We start from the raw sequence: 21027 nt of genomic DNA on the forward strand, positions 1-21027 counted from the left end.
TCCCACAGGGGCCGCAGCACGGCCCCGAATTGCATCAATATTGCCACAAATGAAGCAGTTTAGCCCTCCACCTGGCTCCACTGCTTGCTCAATCTTTTGTCAGAAATCGGCACTTTGGTCCCCAACTGCTGGGCAAACAGCGACACCCGATATTCCTCCAGCCACCAGCGGTACAAAGCCAGTTGCTCGTCACGCTTGCCCTCCTGGGCATGCTTGTCGGCACGGGCCTTGTACTGCGCCCACAGGTTGGCCAGTTCGCCGGACCAGACGCGGTCCTTCTGCACTTGCGAACCCAGCTTCTCCAGGCGCAGTTCCACCGCCTTGAGGTAACGCGGCAGCTCCTTGAACCAGGCCCCGGGGGTTTCGCGCACAAAACCCGGGTACACCAGGTTGCTTAGCTGCTGCTTGATGTCGTTCAGCGCCACCGCCTGGCTCAGGTCGATCTTGCCCTTGAAGCGCTTCTGCAGGCCATGCCAGAGTTTCAGCACCTCCAACGTCAAGCGCGCCAGGCGCTCGGCATGCTCGGCCCAGCTGCCGCGCTTGCGTTCAGCCAGCCCGGCCAAGGCCGCGCCATCACGAGGCAGCGGTTGTTCGCCTTCGAGGATGCAGCTGTCCAGGCTGGCCAGCAGAATGTCTTCGACCAGCGCCTCGACCCGGCCCATGTCACGGTACAGCAGGCCCAGTTCGGTCAGCCCCGGCAGCTTGCCGCGCAGGAACTTGGCCGGCTCGGCCAGTTGCTGCAGCAACAGCCGTTGCAACGCGCGGCGGTGCTGGAACTCGGCTTCGGCCTGGGTCGAGAAGCGCCCTTCGCGCACAGTGCCATTGTCTTCCACCAGCGCCGGGTACACGGTCATCGACAGGCCGGCAATCTTCTGCTGGGCAGTCTGTTTCACTTCGCTGAAGGCTTTGGCCTGCACCGGCTGTTCGCTTTTGGCATCACGCGGCACCGCCAGCGCTGCCTGGCTGGCAGCGGCAAAGCGTGCAGTCAGTTCGGCCAGGTCGCGGCCTTCGCCAAGGAACTTACCTTGGCCATCGACCACTTCGATGTTCATCCGCAGGTGGCCTTCGACCAGCTTGACCGATTCGTCCCAGGCCTCATCGGACACCCGCGCACCGGTCATGCGCAACAGCTCCTGGCCCAGGGCCTGCGGCAGCGCCCCTTGGCCGAAAGTCATGCGCGCCAGCGAAGCCTTGACGAAGTCCGGCACCGGCACGAAGTTCTTGCGCAGGGCCTTGGGCAGGTTGCGCACCAGCGCCACGCACTTGGCTTCCAGCAGGCCGGGCACCAACCATTCCAGGCGCTCGCCGGGCAGGCTTGGCAACAGCGGTGCCGGCACCCGCACGGTCACGCCGTCACGCGGGTGGCCGGGCTCGAAGTGGTAGCTCAGCGGCAAGCGCAGCTCGCCCACCTGCATGCTGTCGGGGTATTGCGCTGCGGTTACTTCGCTGGCCTCGCGGGCCAGCACGTCTTCTTCGCGCATGATCAGCAGGTTGGCGTCTTTCTGGCTGCCCATGCGGTACCAGCTGTCGAAGGTCGCAGTCTGGTGGATTTCCGCTGGCAGGCGCGCTTCGTAGAAGGCGTACAGCGTTTCTTCGTCGGCCAGGATGTCGCGCCGACGGGCCTTGGCCTCCAGCTCGTCGAGTTCTTCAAGCAGGCGCTTGTTGGCCGCCAGGCACCTGGCCCGCGACTGGATTTCGCCCCCCACCAGGCCTTCGCGGATAAACAGCTCGCGCGAGGTGACCGGGTCGATCGGGCCGTAGTGCACCGGGCGGCGGCCAACCAGGATCAGGCCGTACAGCGTGATCTGCTCATAGGCCACCACCTGCCCGCGCTTCTTCTCCCAGTGCGGTTCGAAGTGGTTCTTCTTGATCAAGTGGCCGGCCAGCGGCTCGATCCAGTCCGGCTCGATCTTGGCCACCATGCGCGCGTACAGCTTGGTGGTCTCGACCAGTTCGGCGGCCATTACCCACTGCGGGCGCTTGCGCCCCAGGCCCGACGACGGGTGCACCCAGAAGCGCCGTTGGCGGGCACCCTGATAGTCACCCTCTTCGGTCTTCTGGCCGATCTGGCTGAGCAGCCCGCTGAGGATGGCCTTGTGCATCTTCTGGTAGTCAGAAGGTTCCTTGTTCACCGTCAACTGCAGCTCACGGCAGATCAGTGCCAGCTGGCGGTGGGCATCGCGCCATTCACGCAGGCGCAGGTAATTCAAGAAGTTCTTGCGGCACCAGTTGCGCAGCGGGTTGGCCGTCAGCGCCTGGCGCTGCTCTTCGAAACCACGCCACAGGTTGACCAGCGCGGCGAAGTCGGAGTCCACATCTTTCCACTGTGCGTGGGCCTGGTCGGCAGCCTGCTGGCGCTCCGGCGGGCGTTCGCGCGGGTCCTGCACCGACAGCGCACTGGTGACGATCAGCACTTCCTGCAGGCTGCCCAGGCGTGCGCCTTCGAGCAGCATGCGGCCCAGCCGTGGGTCGACCGGCAGGCGCGCCAGCTGGCGGCCGATCGGGGTCAGCTGGTTCTCGCGGTTGACCGCCGACAGCTCTTGCAACAAGTTGAAGCCATCGCTGATGGCCTTGCCATCCGGCGGCTCTATGAACGGGAAGGCATCGATCGCGCCCAGGCGCAGGTGCAGCATCTGCAGGATCACCGCCGCCAGGTTGGTGCGCAGGATCTCCGGGTCGGTGAACGCCGGCCGGCTATTGAAATCCTCTTCGCTGTACAGGCGTACGCAGATGCCGGGCTCGACCCGGCCGCAGCGGCCTTTACGCTGGTTGGCACTGGCTTGCGACACGGCCTCGATGGGCAGGCGCTGCACCTTGGCGCGGTAGCTGTAGCGGCTGATGCGCGCGGTACCGGTGTCGATCACGTAGCGGATGCCAGGCACGGTCAGCGAGGTTTCGGCAACGTTGGTGGCCAGCACCACGCGGCGCCCGGTGTGCGGCTGGAAGATGCGCTGCTGCTCGGCCGGCGACAGGCGCGCGTACAGCGGCAAAATCTCGGTGTGGCGCAGTTGCGCCTTGCGCAGGATCTCGGCGGCATCGCGGATTTCCCGCTCGCCCGGCAAAAAGATCAGCACATCGCCCGGGCCCTTGCCCTCACTGCGCTCATGGTGCGCCAGCTCATCCAGGGTGGCGAGGATGGCCTGGTCGACGGTGAGGTCGTCCTCGATCTGGTTGCCTTCCTCGTCCTGCTCGCTGGTCAGCGGGCGGTACCAGGTGTCCACCGGGAAGGTGCGCCCGGACACCTCGATGATTGGCGCGTTATCGAAGTGCTTGGAGAAGCGCTCCAGGTCGATGGTCGCCGAGGTGATGATCAGCTTCAGGTCTGGCCGGCGATGCAGCAGGGTCTTCAGGTAGCCAAGCAGGAAGTCGATGTTCAGGCTGCGTTCGTGGGCTTCGTCGACAATGATTGTGTCGTAGCGCTCCAGCAGGCGGTCGTGCTGGGTTTCGGCCAGCAGGATGCCGTCGGTCATCAACTTGACCAGGGTATTGGAATCGCTCTGGTCTTCGAAACGCACCTGGTAGCCGACCAGCCCGCCCAAGGGCGTGCCCAGTTCCTCGGCAACCCGCGCTGCCACGCTACGCGCGGCGATCCGGCGCGGCTGGGTGTGGGCGATCAGGCCATGGCTGCCACGGCCCAGCTCCAGGCAGATTTTCGGCAGCTGGGTGGTCTTGCCCGAACCGGTTTCGCCAGCGATCACCAGCACCTGGTTTTCGGCCAGGGCCTTCTTGATTTCATCACGCTTGGCGGCGATCGGCAGGTTGTCGTCGTAGCGCACGGTCGGCACGCTCTGCTGGCGCGCGGTGACCTGGGCGCAGGAGGCCTGGACCTTCTCCACCCACTGCGCCAGCTTCGCCTCGTCGGGGCGCTTGCGCAGTTCGTGCAGTTGCCGGCGCAGACGATGGCGGTCGGCGATCATGGCGTGGTCGAGGTTTTGCAGCAGTTTGTCGATGGCGTGGTCAGTCATGGGGCTTTTTAGTGATGCAGGTGAGCCTGCTTTTTCATGATCGGCATTCGAAGGATGCGCGATTGTCGCAGATTTGGGCCTACTTTGCTGTCATGGCTGGCACGGTCCCTGTAGGAGCGGCCTTGCGTCGCGATGGGCTGCGGCAGCAGCCCCAGGATCTGCGCCCCAGCACAAATTGCCGGGTCTGCTATCGCAGCCCATCGCGACACAAGGCCGCTCCTACAGGGATCGTGTAGAGGCTGAAAGTTTAGCAAGGGCATATGTAAAGGTTGCCATTCACTGCTTTAATCAACCTTACGCCGCATGTGAGTATCAAAGGCATGACTCCCGTCCAGCCCATCGCCCCACCGTCGTCCCGCCCTTCGCTACCGAAGGCCCGGAGCCGTGCCGGGGAAAATCCGCTGGTGCACATCATCCTCGCCTTCTGGGCCCTGTGGCACTGCCGCCACGCGCGCCCACCAGACACCTCGCTCACGCCATTGTGACCAAACCCGGCCTCCTTCTGGCCGTTTGACTCAACTGGGCCGCCTGCTTGTGCGGTGGCCCTGTGCGCCCGTGAGCGAATCAATCATGCACTTTGCACCCGTAGAGCAGGCTACCCGTTTCCTGGCCGAAAACCCCGATATCGAGCTGTTCGAACTGTTTATCCTCGACGCCAATGGCGTACCGCGCGGCAAGCTGTTGCACCGTGATGAACTGCTGGCCGTTTACCAGACCGGCCGGCCGCTGCCCAGCACCATCCTTGGCCTGACCCTGAACGGCGACGACGTGGAAAACTCGGGCCTGGTGTGGGACGTGGGCGACATCGACTGCCGCGCCTACCCGCTTGAAGGCAGCCTGGTGCGCTTGCCCTGGCGCCGGGTGCCCACCGCTGCCGTGCAGGTCAGCATGCACCCGAGCGAGGGCCTGCCGGCCAGCATCGCCGACCCGCGTCATGTGCTGCTGCGCACCATCGAAGCGCTGAAAGCCGACGGCTACCACCCGGTGATGGCCTGCGAGCTGGAGTTCTTCCTGCTCGACCAGCAACGCGATGCCCAGGGCCGCCCGCAACCGGCACTGGACAACGACGGTGGCCGCCCGCGCTCCACCCAGGTCTATGGCCTGCGGGAGCTGGAGCAGATCGAACCGTTCCTCGCCGACCTGTACGCCGCCTGCAAGGCCCAAGGCATTCCGGCGCGTACCGCTATTTCTGAATACGCCCCCGGCCAGGTGGAAATTACCCTGGAGCACGGCGATGCGCTGCAGGCGATGGACCAGGCCGTGCGCTACAAGCGTTTGGTGAAAGGCGTGGCCCATGCCCACGGCATGCAGGCCTGCTTCATGGCCAAGCCGTTTGCCAACCTGGCCGGTACCGGCATGCACATGCACCTGAGCCTGGCCGACAGCGCTGGCAACAACCTGTTCGCCAGTGAAGACAAAGCCGGCACCCCGCTGCTGCGCCAGGCTGTGGCCGGCATGCTGCGCCACCTGCGCGAGTCGCTGCTGCTGTTCTGCCCCAACGCCAACTCGTTCCGCCGCTTCCAGGCCAACAGCTATGCGCCGCTTGCGCCGACCTGGGGCGTGGACAACCGCACCGTGAGCCTGCGCGTGCCAGGCGGTCCGGCCAACAGCCGGCATGTGGAGCACCGCATCTGCGGCGCCGATGCCAACCCCTACCTGGCTGCCGCGGCGATCCTCGCCGCCAGCCACCGGGGCATTCGCGAACAGCTGGACCCGGGCGCACCGGTGGAAGGCAACGGCTATGCCCAGGCCACCGAACACCTGCCCACCGACTGGCTGACCGCCCTCGACGCCCTGCACCATTCCCATTGGGCCCGCGAAGCATTGGGCGAAGACTTCCTTGGCGTGTACCTGAAGGTCAAACGCGCCGAGTACCGCCAGTTCATGGCCGAAGTCAGCGAGCAGGACTGGCGCTGGTACCTGCACCAGGCCTGAGCCCCTACATAACAAGGAACATCCATGAACGCAGCATTGAACAAAGGCCCGGCGCAGCGTGCGCCGTCCTACTACAGCGCCACCCTCAACGACCACACCGAGTACCCGCAGCTCAAGGGCACGGTGCAGGTGGATGTGGCCATCATCGGTGGCGGCTTCACCGGCGTGGCCACGGCGGTGGAGCTGGCCGAGCGTGGCCTGAAGGTGGCCATCGTCGAAACCAACCGCATCGGCTGGGGCGCCAGCGGGCGCAATGGCGGCCAGGTCACCGGCAGCCTGTCGGGCGACGAGGCCATGCGCACGCAGATGCGTAGCCACCTGGGCACCGAAGTCGACGATTTCATCTGGCACCTGCGCTGGCGCGGGCACCAGGTGATCGAACAGCGCGTGGCGCGCTATGGCATCGACTGCGACCTCAAGCACGGCCACCTGCATGCGGCGATGAAGCCCTCGCACATGAACGAGCTGCGCGCATTCGAGGCCGAGGCACAGCGCCGGGGCATGGGCGAGCAGGTGCAACTGCTCGACCGCGCGGCGGTGGCCGAGCACCTGCAAAGCCCGCTGTACCTGGGTGCGTTGAAGAACCTGCGCAACCTGCACCTGCACCCGCTCAACCTGTGCCTGGGTGAGGCCCGCGCTGCCCACAGCCTGGGTGCACTGATCTTCGAAAACTCCGAGGTGCTGGACATCGTCCACGGCCCGCGACCAGCGGTGGTTACCGCCCACGGCCGGGTCGAGGCACGCCAGGTGATGCTGGCCGGCGACGTGTACCACAAACTGGAAAAGCGCCAGCTCAAGGGCAAGATCTTCCCGGCCATGGGCGGCATCGTCACCACCGCGCCGTTGGGTGAGCTGGCCGAGCAGATCAACCCGCAGGACCTGGCGGTGTACGACTGCCGATTCGTGCTCGACTATTACCGCCTGACCGCCGACAAACGCCTGCTGCTCGGGGGTGGCGCCAACTACTCAGGCAAGGATTCACGCGACATCGAAGGCGAACTGCGCCCGTGCATCGAGCGCACCTTCCCGGCGTTGAAGGGGGTGCCGATCGAGTTCCAGTGGAGCTGCGCCATGGGCATCGTGGTCAACCGCATCCCGCAGCTGGGCAAGCTGTCGGACAACGTGTGGTACTGCCAGGGTTATTCGGGGCACGGCATTGCCACCAGCCACATCATGGGCGAGATCATGGCCGAGGCGTTGACCGGGACACTGGAGAAGTTCGACACCTTTGCCCAGTGCAAGCATGTGCGGGTGCCGATGGGGGATTTGCTGGGTAATCCGCTGCTGGCGGCGGGGATGTGGTACTACCAGATGCTGGAAAAACTGCGCTGAAGCATTCGCGGGCATGCCCGCTCCCACAGGTATAGCGCAGCCCTCTGACTCGGCGCTTGACCTGTGGGAGCGGGCATGCCCGCGAAGAAGCAGGTGAGGTCGATCAGGCGATCTTCTTCAGGCCTTGCTTCTTGAGTTCTTCATCGCGTAGCTCGCGGCGCAGGATCTTGCCCACGTTGGTGGTCGGCAGCGCATCGCGGAACTCGATCTGGCGCGGCACCTTGTAGCCGGTCACGTTGGCACGCATGTGCTCCATCACCTGCTCCTTGGTCACGGTCATGCCCGGCTTGACCACGATGAACACCTTGATCACTTCACCCGACTTCTCGTCCGGCACACCAATGGCTGCGCACTGCAGCACGCCTGGCAGGCCCGCCAGCACGTCTTCCAGCTCGTTGGGGTACACGTTGAAGCCCGAGACCAGGATCATGTCCTTCTTGCGGTCGACAATGCGCATGTAACCGTCCGCCTGGATCAGGGCGATATCGCCGGTCTTCAACCAGCCTTCGCTGTCGAGGATCTCCGCGGTGGCATCTTCACGCTGCCAGTAGCCCTTCATCACCTGCGGGCCCTTGACGCACAACTCGCCCACTTCGCCAAGCGGTAGCTCGTTGCCGGCGTCGTCGATGATCTTGCACAGGGTCGATGGCACCGGAATGCCAATGGTACCCACCTGGTTCGCTTCTGCCGGGTTCACCGCCGCCACCGGGCTGGTTTCGGTCATGCCGTAGCCTTCGCAGATAGCGCAGCCGGTAACGGCCTTCCAGCGCTCGGCCACGCTCAGTTGCAGGGCCATGCCGCCCGACAGGGTGATTTTCAGCGACGAGAAGTCCAGGGCACGGAACGCCTCGTTGTTGCACAAGGCAACGAACAGGGTGTTGAGGCCGACAAAGCCGCTGAACTTCCACTTGCCCAGTTCCTTGACCATGGCCGGCAGGTCACGTGGGTTGCTGATCAGCACGTTGTGGTTGCCGATCAGCATCATCGCCATGCAATGGAAGGTAAAGGCGTAGATGTGGTACAGCGGCAGCGGGGTGATGAGGATCTCGCAGCCTTCGTGCAGGTTCGAGCCCATCAGTGCCCGGCACTGCAGCATGTTGGCCACCAGGTTGCGGTGGGTCAGCATGGCGCCTTTGGCCACGCCGGTTGTGCCACCGGTGTACTGCAGCACGGCCACGTCGTTGGCCTGCGGGTTGGCCTCGGTCACCGGCTGGCCCTTGCCCAGGGCCAGGGCGTCGTTGAAGCGCACGGCCTGCGGCAGGCTGTAGGCCGGCACCATCTTCTTCACGTACTTGATCACGCTGTTGATCAGCAGGCGCTTGAGCGGCGGCAGCAGGTCGGCCACTTCGGTGACGATGACGTGCTTGACCTGGGTCTTGGGCACCACCTTCTCGGCCAGATGGGCCATGTTGGCCAGGCACACCAGGGCCTTGGCGCCGGAGTCGTTGAACTGGTGTTCCATCTCCCGCGCGGTATACAGCGGGTTGGTGTTGACCACGATCAGCCCGGCACGCATGGCACCGAAGACCGCGACCGGGTATTGCATGACGTTGGGCAGTTGCACGGCAATGCGGTCACCGGGCTTGAGGTCGGTATGCTGCTGCAACCAGGCGGCAAACGCCCCCGACAGCGCATACAACTCGCCATAAGTGATAGTCTTGCCCAGGTTGCTAAAGGCCGGTTTGTCGGCAAAGCGTTGGCAGGATTGCTTGAGTACTGCCTGGATATTGGGGAATTCGTCAGGATTGATTTCCGCCGTAATCCCGGCTGGGTACTTATCCTTCCAAAAATTTTCGATCATGGAAGCCCACTCCTTCAGCAACAGCGAAGTTCGATTGGCGCGTCGATGCGCTTATTATTGATATGAGACGGCGGTTCGTTGCAAACCGGATCGTCTGAAAGCGGGCCGAGAGTAACAGCTTTGCCTGGGGTCGCCTAGAGGCCAAAACAGGCCTTATAGTCACAAAAATGACTCAATGAACAATGCAGGTCATTTTTAGAGTTTTTAACCAAAATGTCGCAGATCAGGCTGAAACTGGCCTGTTAGAGCAGCTTGGAAGCCTTCGCGGCGGTTCGGCGCCCCGATGAACCCGCTCCCACAGGACCTCCGCAGAGCTCAAATGCTATGCAGTACCTGTGGGAGCGGGTTCACCCGCGAAGGGGCCACCCCGGTATCAAGCTATATCACGCAACTCCCGCCGCAGAATTTTGCCCACCGGCGTCATCGGCAACGAATCACGCAGCACGATGTGCTTGGGTACCTTGTAGCCGGTGAAGTTGGCCTTGCAGTAGGCTTTGAGCTCCTCCACGCTAACCCCTCCCTCGCGCGGCACCACGAACAGCTTCACGGCCTCGCCGGAGCGCTCGTCCGGCACGCCGATGGCTGCACAGTTGGCGACCTTGGGGTGGCCCATTACCACATCCTCGATCTCGTTGGGGTACACGTTGAAGCCCGAGACGATGATCATGTCCTTCTTGCGGTCGACGATGCGGGTGAAGCCGTCCGGGTCGATTACCGCGATATCGCCGGTCTTGAACCAGCCGTCCGCATCCAGGGCCTGAGCCGTGGCCTCTGGCTGCTGCCAGTAACCCTTCATTACCTGCGGGCCCTTGATGCACAGCTCGCCCCGCTCGCCCAGCGGCATCTCGTTACCGTCATCGTCGATCACCTTGAACGCGGTACCCGCCACCGGGATGCCCACCGTACCCAGGCGCGCCAGCTCGCCATAAGGGTTGGTGCTGGCCACCGGCGAGGTTTCTGTCAGGCCGTAGCCTTCGACAATGCGGCACCCGGTAAGGGCTTCCCAGCGCTCGGCGGTGGCCTTGACCAGCGCCGTGCCGCCGGAGTTGGTGACCTTCAGCGCCGAGAAGTCCAGCTGGCGGAAACCGGGATGGTCCATCAGCGCGACAAACAGGGTGTTCAACCCCAACAGTGCCGAGAAACGCCACTTGCCCAGTTCCTTGATGAAACCGGAAATGTCCCGGGGGTTGGTGATCAGGACGTTGTGGTTGCCGGTGACCATCATGCACATGCAGTTCGCGGTAAAGGCATAGATGTGGTACAGCGGCAGGGGCGCGATCATCACCTCCTGGCCGTCCTTGAGCAGCTTCTGCCCGTCGGGGCCATGCTGCGAGAAGCAGGCCAGCACCTGCAACATGTTGGCCACCAGGTTGGCGTGGGTGAGCATGGCACCCTTGGCCAGGCCGGTAGTGCCGCCGGTGTACTGCAGCACGGCAATGTCGTCCAGGCTCAACGGCACCGGTTTGGGCGACTGCTCGCGGCCCTGGCGCAGCACCTGCTTGAACGCTATCGCCTGGGGCAGCTGGTAGGCTGGCACCATCTTCTTCAGCTTGTCGACCACCGTGTTGATCAGCCAGCCCTTGGCGGCGGGCAGCAAGTCGCCCATCTTTGCCTCGATCAGGTATTCGATGCCGGTATCGGGCAACACCTCCTGCACGCGCTTGCCAAACATGTTCAGGTACACCAGCGCACGTGCGCCACTGTCCTTGAACTGGTGACGCATTTCGCGCTCGGTGTACAGCGGGTTGGTGTTGACCACGATCAGGCCGGCGCGCATGGCACCAAAGACGGCAATCGGGTATTGCAGTACGTTGGGCATCTGCACCGCGATGCGGTCACCCGGCTTGAGGTCGGTGTGCTGCTGCAACCAGGCGGCGAAGGCTGCCGAATGGCGCTCCAGCTCCGCGTAGGTCAGGGTTACGCCCAGGTTGCTGAACGCCGGGCGGTCGGCAAAGCGCTTGCAGGAGCGCTCGAACACCTCGACGACCGAGGCGTAGGCATTGATGTCGATGGTGGAAGGCACGCCCGCCGGGCGCTTGTCATTCCAGAAGTCGGCTTGCATTTATTATTGTTCCTCTGCCTGGACCTGCACTGCGTCCTGTAGTCCTTTACCTGATCGCCTGCTGGCGAAAAGGCGTTGATCCGACGTTAGCAGGTAAGCCCAAGGCGGCATATACGCCAAGTGCCGCCATTAACATTGTGAATCTTATTTGTGCCCTTCCTGCAATCCGGCCGGTTGTGCATACACTGTTCGGGTACCTGTGCGCACAAGGACCCGCCATGCCCCACGACGCCTTCTGGCTGCCCGCCAGCGAGCACTGCAGCCTGCACGTGCACCAATGGCTGCCGGCCACACCGGTAAAAGCCGTGGTGCTGCTGGCCCATGGCATGGCAGAGCATGCCGGGCGCTACCAGCGCCTGGGGCATGCCCTGAGCCAGGCCGGCTTTGCCCTGTTCGCTGCCGACCAACGCGGCCACGGGCGCACCGCTGAGCTGGGCAGCCTCGGCCTGTTCGCCCGCCATCATGGCTGGAATGCCGTAGTCAACGACCTTGGGCTGCTGGCCCAGCACATCGGCCAGCATTACCCGGGCACACCGTTAATCCTGTTCGGCCACAGCATGGGCAGCTACATCGCCCAGGCCTACCTGCTGCACCACAGCGCCAGCCTGCACGGGGCGATTCTCAGTGGCTCCAACTACCAACCGGCGGCGCTGTACCGCGTGGCGCGGCTGATTGCCCGGCTGGAGGGCTGGCGCCAGGGGCCGCAGGGCAAGAGTGCGCTGATCGAATGGTTGTCGTTCGGGTCGTTCAACAAAGCCTTCAAGCCCAACCGCACGGCGTTCGACTGGCTCAGCCGCGACCCGGCCGAGGTCGACCTGTACGTCAACGACCCGTTGTGCGGCTTTCGCTGCAGCAACCAGCTGTGGCTCGACCTGCTGCAAGGCTTGGCGCAAATCAGCCAGCCGAGTAACCTCGCGCAGATCGATCCGAACCTGCCCATGCTGGTAATCGGTGGTGAATGTGATCCGGTCAGTGCCGGCAAGCGTCTCACCCATCTGGCCGACGCCCTGCGCGCGACCGGCAATCGACATGTACAGCTGCGCGTCTATCCTGAGGCGCGGCATGAAGTACTCAACGAAACCAACCGTGACGAGGTCACCGCCGATATTCTCGGCTGGCTCGAACAGGCGCTGGCCCTTGGCCGCCCTGTGCGCAGTGAATGATAGCCGCCCTCGCCCAACGCTTAAGGAAGCACCGATGTCCCAGGTCACCAACACGCCTTACGAAGCCCTCGAAGTTGGCCAGACGGCCGAGTACAAGAAGTCCGTTGAAGAACGCGACATCCAGCTGTTCGCTGCGATGTCCGGTGACCACAACCCGGTTCACCTGGATGCCGAGTTTGCCGCCAAGAGCATGTTCCGCGAGCGTATTGCCCATGGCATGTTCAGCGGCGCGCTGATCAGTGCTGCAGTGGCCTGCACCCTGCCTGGCCCAGGCACCATCTACCTGGGCCAGCAGATGAGCTTCCAGAAGCCGGTAAAAATTGGCGATACCCTGACCGTGCGCCTGGAAATTCTCGAGAAACTGCCCAAGTTCAAGGTGCGCATCGCCACCAATGTGTACAACCAGAACGATGAGCTGGTGGTGCAGGGTGAGGCCGAGATCCTGGCGCCGCGCAAGCAGCAGACTGTCGAACTCGTGTCGCCGCCGAATTTCGTGGCTAGCTGAAGACTGATTTAACCAGTACCGGCCTCTTCGCGGGCAAGCCCGCTCCCACAGGATCACCACAGATTTGAGCACTGTGCGGTACCTGTGGGAGCGGGCTTGCCCGCGAAGAGGCCAGCACTGCAAACATCATTCAGTGGCCTGCAACCGACGTTCGATATGCCGCCGCTCCGGCGCTTGCCGGGTCAAGGCCAGCGCCTGCCGCCAGGCCGCACGCGCTTCCTCCACCTGCCCCAGCTGATAATGCAGCTCGGCCCGCGCCGCATGCGCCAGGTGATAGTCCAGCAGTTCACCCCGCGCCAGAATCCCTTCGACTTCCCGCAGGCCAACCTTCGGCCCATCCCGCTTCGCCAGCGCCACCGCCCGGTTCAGCTCCACCACTGCGGAGGGCCAGTGCCGCTGCAACACGTCATAAAGCCCGACAATCTCCGCCCAGTCAGTCTCTTCTGCCGTTGCCGCTTCAGCATGCACCGCAGCAATCGCCGCCTGTACGGTGTAGGCACCAAACGCCCGGCTTTGCAGGGCCTGGCGCACCAGCTCGCAGCCCTCGTCAATGCGTTGCCGGTCCCACAGGCTGCGGTCCTGCTGTTCCAGCACCACCAGGTTGCCCTGGGCATCGGTTCGCGCCTGCTGCCGGGACGCCTGCAGCAGCATCAAGGCCAGCAGGCCGATGGCCTCCGCATCAGGCAACAACTGCACCAGCAACCGCGCCAGACGAATGGCTTCATCGGAGAGCTCCAGCTGCAGCAGTGACTCGCCCGATGACGCCGAATAGCCTTCGTTGAACACCAGGTAAATCACCCGTAACACGCTCTCCAGGCGCTCGGGCAGCTCGTTCAGTTCCGGCACCTGGTACGGGATGCCGGCATCGCGGATCTTGGCTTTGGCACGGACGATACGCTGGGCGATGGTGGCCGGGCTTTGCAGGAAGGCGCGGGCGATCTGCTCGGTGGTCAGGTCGCAGACTTCGCGCAGGGTCAGCGGTACCTGGGCATCGGCTGACAGTGCCGGGTGGCAGCAAGTGAAGATCAGCCGCAAGCGGTCGTCCGCCAACAACTCTTCTTCACTGGGGCCCTGCGCCTGGCCGTCGAGCAGCATGCTCAGGTCTGCCTGGGAACGGTCGAAACGGGCGCGTCGGCGCAGCGCATCGATAGCCTTGAAGCGCCCGGTGGAAACCAGCCACGCCCGAGGGTTATCGGGGATGCCATCGCGCTGCCAGCGCTCGACGGCGATGAAGAAGGCATCATGCATGGCCTCCTCGGCCAGGTCGAAATCACCCAGCAGGCGGATCAACGTCGCCAGGATGCGTCGCGACTCCCGCCGGTACACCGCCTCGACTTCGGCGCGCACCTGCGCCAGTGCCGTCATCAGTCGGGCATCCGTTGGGTCACCACCTCCACCAGTCGGTCCAGGCTTTCTCCCCAGCCCTGGTAGAAGCCCATTTCCTCATGGGCCCTGCAGTCTGCGGCATTCCAGTGCCAGGCGCGGGCGGTGTAGCGGGTTTTGCCCTGCTCTTCGTCAAAACTGATCACGGCGGTCATGAAGGCCTTGTCCGACGGCACCCAACCGGGGCCGAAGGCATCGGTAAATACCAGCCGGCGCGGCGCGGCAATTTCCAGAAACACGCCTTGGGTCGGGTATTCGCTACCATCCGGCGCCCGCATCAGGGTGCGAAATGCCCCCCCGGCCCACAACTGCATCTCGCACTCCGGGGTGGTCATGCCATGCGGCCCCCACCACTGCATCAGCCACTGGGGTTCGGTCCAGGCGCGAAACACCTTGGCCGGTGGTGCGTCGATCAGGCGGCTGATGGACAACTCGTGTTGCGCTTGCGCGGGGTGTGCAAGGCTCATGCTGAAGGTTCTCCGTAGCTGTCAGGGTTGCAGTTCGCGCACCGGTCGCACCTCGACACTGCCGACCCGTGCCGCAGGGATGCCCTTGGCGATGTTCAGTGCTTCATTCAGGTCGCGAGCCTCCACCAGGTAAAAGCCGGCGAGTTGCTCCTTGGTTTCGGCGAACGGCCCGTCGGTCAGGCTCATGTGCCCATTACGCACGCGCACCGTGGTGGCGGTCTGCACGGGCTTGAGCGCCTCGGCCGCCAGCATTCGCCCAGAGCCTTGTATGGCTTCGGCATAGGCCATGCACTCGGCGTCTTCCGGGCTGTCGGGCAAGCTGTGCAGCAGCCCCTCGTCACAATAGACCAGGCACAGGTATTTCATGGTCGCCTCCAGGGCATCGGCAAAGTGCGTTTGGCGATAACGGCTCAGGGCTTGAGATCGAACAGGGCTTTTTGTGTTTCCATGTCGAAAGGCGCCGACCAGTGCTCGTGGATCACCTGCCACTGGTCACCTTGACGACGATAGCCCACAGTCGCCCGCATGAAGCCGCACTGGCTCTCGTCGTCGCCCGGGCCGCAGCGGTTCAGCCAGTGGGCCAGGGCCAGGTCGCCAGCGGCATGTACGGTGAGTTCGGCCAGTTCGAAGACCATGGGGCCCGTGCACATGCCCATGCACATTTCCCAGTGCGCCGTATAGGCGGCCTTGCCTTTGAATTGCAGGGCCTGGATGGCATCGAAGGCGACGATGTCATCGGCATAGGGGGCGGTGATGTTGGGGATATCGCGATCGCGCACGGCCTGCATCCAGCGCTCGATCAGTTGGCGGATCTCGGTTTCGGCTGCGGTGCTCATCGGGGGTTCCTCCGACAGGACATAGGGTTTGGGCACGGTGTGCAGCGTGCCTTCACCTATGGTCGAACGGTGAGCGGAGGAATCGACAGGCCTTGGAGATTATTCTGGTTTGGTCATGACAGCGCATTACCGAGGAGCGGCCTGAAAGCGGCCTGACTCAAGCCATTGCCGCTTGTTCAAACACCTCATCTGCCCACTGGTTCAGGCTTTTTCCGGCAGCACGGGCAGCGACACTCGCCGCCGCATGAACCTCAGGCCGGATTCGCAGCATTACCTTACCCGAGGCAGGCTTCTCCGGTGTAATGCCCCGCTCTGCACAATCGGCCAGATAATCTTCCAACGCATCACGGAACGCTTCATGCAATTCGGGCACCGAGCTTGCGTGAAAACTGATGATATCTCGCATACCGAGCACACGGCCAACGAAGATGTCATCACGCTCGTCGTAATCGATACGCGCGGCATAGCCTTTGTAGCGCATGCAACTCATGTCCTGACTCCTGCCCGCAAGAGAAATTCGCGAGCTTCTTCAATCTGATACCGCTTGGCTTCTTTACCAGGATGAGGCCGGTGACACCTCCAACAGTGCTCACCCAGCAGCAGCTTGACCCTTGAGCCTTGCCGCTCCTGCACCTGGCCACCCAGATGGAGTATCAATGCCTCAATCTCGGAAAATGCCAACGACGCCGTGGTCGGCGTTCGGAAAATTGCGTCGAAAATTTTGCGGTATCGAGTGTTCATCGAAAAATGCTATCAAATTAAGATAGCACTTTTTCCTCGATATTCATTCAGGATTTTACATCGCTTGAGCTGCTACACCCCTGATGGCCCTCTAGCCACGGTGAGCAAGAGAGCCATCAACTTCAGACACCAGCCCGATCAACCCTGCTGGCAACCTTCACCCATGGCCCGGTACTGGATGGTGTGCACCTGGCCCTGGTGGTCTTCGTAGGTCATGGTCGCAGGCACCACTTCGCAGACATTGGGGATGGTCGAGAGGTTGATCACCCGTTTGATGTCCAGGTTCATGGTGTAGTCGTACTGCTGGGCCACAGGCTCGCTGGAGACAGGTAGGGCCTCGTCGGCAAGGGCGAACGAGGACATACCGACCAATGCAAGAATCAGTAATGGTTTCATGTGGGTTTGCCTTTTGAGCATTCAAGCTGATCGATTGACTTCTAATGCCGTCAATGGCGCGGAGAAGTTGCCATCTACGGTGAAGATGGCACGAAGTACCGATCCCGCTTCGTACTGCCAGGGGGGATGAGTAAAATTCTACTCCCGGTTGGCAATAGTTGAACCCTGAAGTCGGATATTCACCCTTGCCGTATTTGCAACAATCTGCGTCAAATTCGCCGCAAAATCTCACGCCAGAGCCTTTGGCCAGCTTTCAGGGCAGGACCCGCCATCTCATTAAAAAAACTTCACTGCTCGACACTTTCGGCCACAGAGCACCGACTGCTGGACCACTTTTACCGCCAGCACGGTTCGCGCATGCGTGCTGCGGGCGACGCTGAACTGTGGGTGGCAAGGGCCCCGGGCATCGTTGCAGGCTTGAGCCTGAGTGCGGTGGGTAAAGGCGTATGGTTGACGGGGCTGTTCGTCGACCCGCAACAGCGCGGCCAAGGGGTGGCCGGGCAATTGATCAAGGCGGCGCTGGAACAGGCAAAGGGACCAACCTGGCTGTTCTGCCACCCGGACCTGGTGGCGTTCTATGAGCGCCTGGGTTTTCACATGGCCGTGCAACTGCCCGAAACCCTGGCCGGCCGCCTGCAGCGCTACCAGCGCAGCAAACGCCTGGTAGCCCTGCAGCGGGGTCAGTCGTCGCTGACCTCGAGCCCGGGGAACAGCACCTCGGTGTAGCCGAACTTGGCAAAGTCCTGGATACGCGACGGGTACAGCCGGCCAATCAGGTGGTCGCACTCGTGCTGCACCACCCGCGCATGGAAGCCGTCGGCAAAGCGGTTGATCGGGTTACCCTGGGGGTCGACCCCTTCGTAGCAGATATGCTTGAAGCGTGGCACCACACCCCGCAGGCCCGGCACCGACAGGCAACCTTCCCAGCCGTCCTCCAGTTCGGTGGAGGTGGGCGTGATGACCGGGTTGATCAAAATGGTCTGCGGCACCGCTTCGGCATCCGGATAACGCTCGCTGCGCTCGAAACCGAAAATCACCAACTGCAGGTCGATACCAATCTGTGGCGCGGCCAGGCCTACGCCGCCCACATGGCGCATGGTTTCGAACATGTCGTCGATCAGTTGCTGCAGTTCGGCAGTGCCGAGCATGTGCTCGGGCACTGCCGGGGCGATGCGCAGCAGGCGTTCGTCGCCCATCTTGAGAATGTCACGGATCATCTGGAGTTCGGCTCGGAAGGTTGGTGCTGGCTCGGTTGCGGGTGTTCATGGCCCAGCACGGTGATGGTTTCCGGGGCCTTGTGCCCTTCGAAATCCTTCTCGCCAGGGTTCTTGCCCTCGCTCGACATGTGCTCGATCACCGCATTCATCTCCGCGCCCAGCAGCAACACGGCAGCGGAAATATAGAAATACAGCAACAGCACGATGATTGCACCAATGCTGCCGTACATGGCGTTGTAGTCGGCAAAGGTTTTCACGTAGTAGGCAAAGCCCAGTGACGCCACGATCCATACCACCACCGCCAGCACCGAGCCGGGGGTGATGAAGCGAAACTTCTGTTTCACGTCAGGCATCACGTAGTAGATCAGGGCCACCGCCACCATCAGCAGCATGATGATCACCGGCCAGCGCAGGATGGTCCACAGTGTGACGATGAACTCCTGCATGCCGATCTGGGCGGCGATCCATTCCATTACCTGCGGGCCCAGCACCATCAGTGCTGCGGCTGCCAGCAGCATGCCGGCCAGGCCGACGGTGTAGAAAATGGACAGCGGAATGCGCTTCCACACCGGGCGGCCTTCGGGAACGTCGTAAGCGGCGTTCATCGCACTCATCATCAAGCGCACGCCGGCCGACGCGGTCCACAAGGCAATCACGATACCCACCGACAACAGCCCACCCTTGGACTGCTGCAACTGGTCGATCACCGGGTTTACCTGCTCCAGCGCCTGGGGCGGCAACACCAGTTCCGACTGCAGGCGCAGCCAGGAAAAGAAATCCGGCAGATGCAGAAAACCAATCAGGGCAATCAGGAACAGCAGGAATGGGAACAGCGAGAACAGCGCCTGGTAAGCCAGTGCGGAGGCATAGGTAGACATCTCGTCATCAAGAAATTCCTTGATGGTGCGCACCAGCACGCGGTGCAAGGGCAGGCCCTGCAGGGCGGGAAAAATCATAGCGTCTCCTTTCGCCGCTCGATCGATTCAACAGACAAGTCTAATAGACCATGCGCTTGCTGTGCTGCTCCCCACCATGCTTGAAGAATTTGCTTACACGAGTGCCAGCCCCTTCGCGGGCTTGCCCGCTCCCACAGAGACAGCACAAACCTCAAGCGCTGTGCAGTCCCTGTGGGAGCGGGCCAGCCCGCGAAAGGGCCAGTACTGGTGGCCTCGGATCAAGGCTTTTTAACTGCATCCTTCACATCACCCTTGATCTGCTGCGCCTCGCCTTTCAGCTCCTGCGCCTTGCCTTCTGCGCGCAGCTTGTCGTTGTCGGTCACCTTGCCAACACCCTGTTTCACGTTGCCGATTGCTTCGTTGGCCAGACCTTTCGCTTTGTCTTTAGTACCGCTCATGGCAAAACTCCTGCAAATGGAGACACGTGAACCGTGTCGACAGAAGGTGGACCCACCACCCTCGCCGGGAGTTTCAACGGATTTTCCAGCCACAGGCCGAGCGGTAAAACTGCGGGCGAATACCGCACCAAATCACCCCGGCGCACCCACGTAGCTGGCACAGCTGCCCTAGAATCACCGCAAACGTCCGCCCACAGCAGGCTGACACTCGATAAGAACAATGTTTTCCGGATACCCGCACCCATGCGTCTGATGCCTGCGCTGGTGGCCTTGCTGCCACTGCTCCCCCTGCCCGCCCTGGCCGCCGCACCGGCCAACCCCGAAACCCTGCGTGTCGAGCGCTACGCCGACGACGACCAGCCCGGCTCGCTGCGCTGGGCCATCGAAACCAGCAACCAGAACCCCGGCCACTACCGCATCGACATTGCCGCCGTCGGCAAGCCGCCCTACGTTATCCGCCCCAGCCGGGCGCTGCCGGAAATCAAAGGCCCGGTGCGCATCACCGGCCTGTCTTGGGCACGCGACGGCCAATACATCGCCATCGACGGTTCGGCCTACATCAAGGACCAGGGCGTACGCACCTGCCCCGGCGCCCTGCCCGGCCAGTTCGGCACCAACGTGCGCACCACCACCAACCCCGGTCTGGTGCTGCGCGACACTCAAGGTGTGCACCTTAGCGGCCTGGAAGTGCGTAACTTCTGCATCGGCATCCTGGTCAACCGCGCCAGTGGCAACGTGATCGAAGACAACCGCATCGTCGCCAACAAAGGTGGCGCGGGCATCATGCTGACCGGTGATGACGGCGCGGGTAACCCCACCGCCACCACCACGAACAACAACAAGGTGCTGCGCAACCAGCTGATCGACAATGGCGACGGCCTGGAGCTGACCCGCGGCGCGGCATTCAACCTGGTGGCCGACAACCTGTTCCGCTCTACTGCAGCCAACCCTGAACCCTCGCAGGGTATCGAGATTCTGCTGGGCAACGACAACAGCGTGGTGCGCAACCGCTTCGAAAACTACTCCGACGGTTTGCAGATCAACTGGGGCAAGCGCAACTACCTGGCGGCCAACACCTTCAGCGGCAACTCGATCGGCGTCAGCGTCACTGGCGAGGGCAACATCCTTGACGGCAACCTGATCCACGGCAACCGCATCGGCGTTGCGCTGCGCCCGGAACCGGATGCTACCGCCACCCGCCTGAGCGGCAACCGCATCTGGGGTAACAGCCAGGATATCCGCCGCTGCGAGGCCGGCGGTTCGTGCGTGCCCGACCAGCGCACCGGCGCCATCGTGTTTGGCGTACCGGCGCAGGCGCATGCGCTGTATGTGGGGTCACGCGGGGTGGGGGCCGACTTGCCGAAGCAAGACCAGGCAATCATCTGCGACGCCAAAGGCGAGCCCAAGCCTTGCCAGCCGCTGCCCAACCATAACCAGCAGGCGCCACGGCTGATTGCGCTGGAAGGCAATGTACTGCGCGGTGAAGTGCATGGGCCGGTGTCGAGCCTGTTGCGGGTAGAGTTCTTTGGCAATGCCGAGGCAGATGGCACCGAGGCGCAGCAGTACCTCGGGGAGGTGCTGGTGAACAGCGACAAGCAGGGGCAGGCGCGGTTTGCCCAGGTGCTGGAGAACATCGACGGGCTGCGCAGCTTTACCGCGACCGTGACCACTGCCGATGGGGCAACCTCCGAGTTGAGCGGGCCGGTTCGGCGGTAAGGCTACCGGCCTCTTCGCGGTGTACGACCGGAGACATCGTTTACATCGTAAACCGGGGACATGGTTTACACATTTGAGGCTTGGACGCGGTTTGCACCCCGTTCAAGCCTCCCCAGGAGATGGTCACACAGGAACACATCCCAAACATCATCTT

19 protein-coding genes are annotated in these 21027 nt (G+C 62.9%); 6 read left to right on the forward strand and 13 right to left on the reverse strand.

Features of this window, described 5'->3' with window-relative positions:
* Positions 1-59: 59 nt before the first annotated feature.
* Positions 60-3965, reverse strand: a complete 3906-nt coding sequence (gene hrpA / locus AK81_RS19845; protein ID WP_043201674.1) for an ATP-dependent RNA helicase HrpA — start codon at positions 3963-3965, stop codon at positions 60-62.
* 570 nt (positions 3966-4535) lie between these two features.
* Here hrpA and AK81_RS19850 point away from each other — a divergent pair.
* Positions 4536-5900, forward strand: a complete 1365-nt coding sequence (locus AK81_RS19850; RefSeq protein ID WP_043201675.1) for a glutamine synthetase family protein — start codon at positions 4536-4538, stop codon at positions 5898-5900.
* 24 nt (positions 5901-5924) lie between these two features.
* Positions 5925-7232, forward strand: coding sequence for an NAD(P)/FAD-dependent oxidoreductase (locus tag AK81_RS19855; protein WP_043201677.1), 1308 nt, complete (start codon positions 5925-5927; stop codon positions 7230-7232).
* A gap of 103 nt (positions 7233-7335) precedes the next feature.
* Here AK81_RS19855 and fadD1 read toward each other — a convergent pair whose 3' ends face one another.
* Positions 7336-9033 carry a long-chain-fatty-acid--CoA ligase FadD1 gene (gene fadD1, locus AK81_RS19860; protein ID WP_043201679.1) on the reverse strand — a complete coding sequence of 566 codons (1698 nt, stop codon included), beginning with the start codon at positions 9031-9033 and terminating at the stop codon, positions 7336-7338.
* Between the two features lie 373 nt (positions 9034-9406).
* Positions 9407-11095, reverse strand: a complete 1689-nt coding sequence (gene fadD2 / locus AK81_RS19865) for a long-chain-fatty-acid--CoA ligase FadD2 (protein WP_043201681.1) — start codon at positions 11093-11095, stop codon at positions 9407-9409.
* A 218-nt stretch (positions 11096-11313) separates the two neighbouring features.
* Between fadD2 and AK81_RS19870 the strand changes: the two genes are divergently transcribed.
* A complete protein-coding gene (locus AK81_RS19870) occupies positions 11314-12258 on the forward strand; it encodes an alpha/beta hydrolase (protein WP_043201683.1) in 945 nt (314 codons plus the stop codon).
* Between the two features lie 34 nt (positions 12259-12292).
* Positions 12293-12763, forward strand: coding sequence for a MaoC family dehydratase (locus AK81_RS19875; RefSeq protein WP_016488563.1), 471 nt, complete (start codon positions 12293-12295; stop codon positions 12761-12763).
* A 126-nt stretch (positions 12764-12889) separates the two neighbouring features.
* Here the strand turns inward: AK81_RS19875 and AK81_RS19880 are convergent, their stop codons facing one another.
* The 7 genes from AK81_RS19880 to AK81_RS19905 form a co-directional block, all read right to left on the reverse strand.
* Positions 12890-14128 carry an RNA polymerase sigma factor gene (locus AK81_RS19880; protein ID WP_043201684.1) on the reverse strand — a complete coding sequence of 413 codons (1239 nt, stop codon included), beginning with the start codon at positions 14126-14128 and terminating at the stop codon, positions 12890-12892.
* Complete coding sequence (locus AK81_RS19885; protein ID WP_043201687.1) at positions 14128-14613, reverse strand: SRPBCC family protein; 486 nt, start codon at positions 14611-14613, stop codon at positions 14128-14130. Before AK81_RS19885 ends, AK81_RS19880 begins: the two co-directional genes overlap by 1 nt.
* Positions 14614-14634: 21 nt before the next feature.
* Positions 14635-14979: a YciI family protein gene (locus AK81_RS19890; protein WP_043201688.1), complete on the reverse strand. Its 345-nt coding sequence runs from the start codon at positions 14977-14979 to the stop codon at positions 14635-14637.
* A gap of 44 nt (positions 14980-15023) precedes the next feature.
* A complete protein-coding gene (locus AK81_RS19895) occupies positions 15024-15449 on the reverse strand; it encodes a YybH family protein (RefSeq protein ID WP_043201690.1) in 426 nt (141 codons plus the stop codon).
* A 157-nt stretch (positions 15450-15606) separates the two neighbouring features.
* On the reverse strand, positions 15607-15939 hold the full coding sequence (locus tag AK81_RS19900) for a type II toxin-antitoxin system HicB family antitoxin (RefSeq protein ID WP_043201692.1): 333 nt from the start codon (positions 15937-15939) through the stop codon (positions 15607-15609).
* Positions 15936-16190 carry a type II toxin-antitoxin system HicA family toxin gene (locus AK81_RS28580; protein ID WP_081042115.1) on the reverse strand — a complete coding sequence of 85 codons (255 nt, stop codon included), beginning with the start codon at positions 16188-16190 and terminating at the stop codon, positions 15936-15938. Before AK81_RS28580 ends, AK81_RS19900 begins: the two co-directional genes overlap by 4 nt.
* Before the next feature lie 138 nt (positions 16191-16328).
* Positions 16329-16586 (reverse strand): DUF2790 domain-containing protein, encoded by a 258-nt coding sequence (locus tag AK81_RS19905; RefSeq protein WP_043201694.1) that lies wholly within the window; start codon positions 16584-16586, stop codon positions 16329-16331.
* Positions 16587-16943: 357 nt separating this feature from the next.
* On the opposite strand from AK81_RS19905, the gene AK81_RS19910 reads away from it, so the two are divergent.
* Positions 16944-17312 carry a GNAT family N-acetyltransferase gene (locus tag AK81_RS19910; protein WP_043201695.1) on the forward strand — a complete coding sequence of 123 codons (369 nt, stop codon included), beginning with the start codon at positions 16944-16946 and terminating at the stop codon, positions 17310-17312.
* Here the strand turns inward: AK81_RS19910 and def are convergent.
* From def to AK81_RS19925, 3 genes are all read right to left on the reverse strand, one after another.
* Positions 17267-17803, reverse strand: coding sequence for a peptide deformylase (def, locus tag AK81_RS19915; RefSeq protein WP_043201696.1), 537 nt, complete (start codon positions 17801-17803; stop codon positions 17267-17269). The two genes, AK81_RS19910 and def, sit on opposite strands and share 46 nt — an antisense overlap.
* The gene (locus tag AK81_RS19920; protein WP_043201698.1) at positions 17800-18759 is read right to left on the reverse strand and encodes a YihY/virulence factor BrkB family protein; all 960 of its coding nucleotides are present in this window, start codon (positions 18757-18759) and stop codon (positions 17800-17802) included. The genes def and AK81_RS19920 overlap by 4 nt, the downstream gene beginning before the upstream one ends.
* Before the next feature lie 218 nt (positions 18760-18977).
* A complete protein-coding gene (locus AK81_RS19925) occupies positions 18978-19157 on the reverse strand; it encodes a CsbD family protein (protein WP_043201700.1) in 180 nt (59 codons plus the stop codon).
* A 243-nt stretch (positions 19158-19400) separates the two neighbouring features.
* Between AK81_RS19925 and AK81_RS19930 the strand changes: the two genes are divergently transcribed.
* Entirely contained in the window at positions 19401-20873 is a 1473-nt protein-coding gene (locus AK81_RS19930; protein ID WP_043201701.1) for a right-handed parallel beta-helix repeat-containing protein, read from the forward strand.
* Positions 20874-21027: the final 154 nt, after the last annotated feature.

Source organism: Pseudomonas putida W15Oct28, assembly GCF_000708715.2.
In the GTDB taxonomy this organism is placed as follows: domain Bacteria; phylum Pseudomonadota; class Gammaproteobacteria; order Pseudomonadales; family Pseudomonadaceae; genus Aquipseudomonas; species Aquipseudomonas putida_R.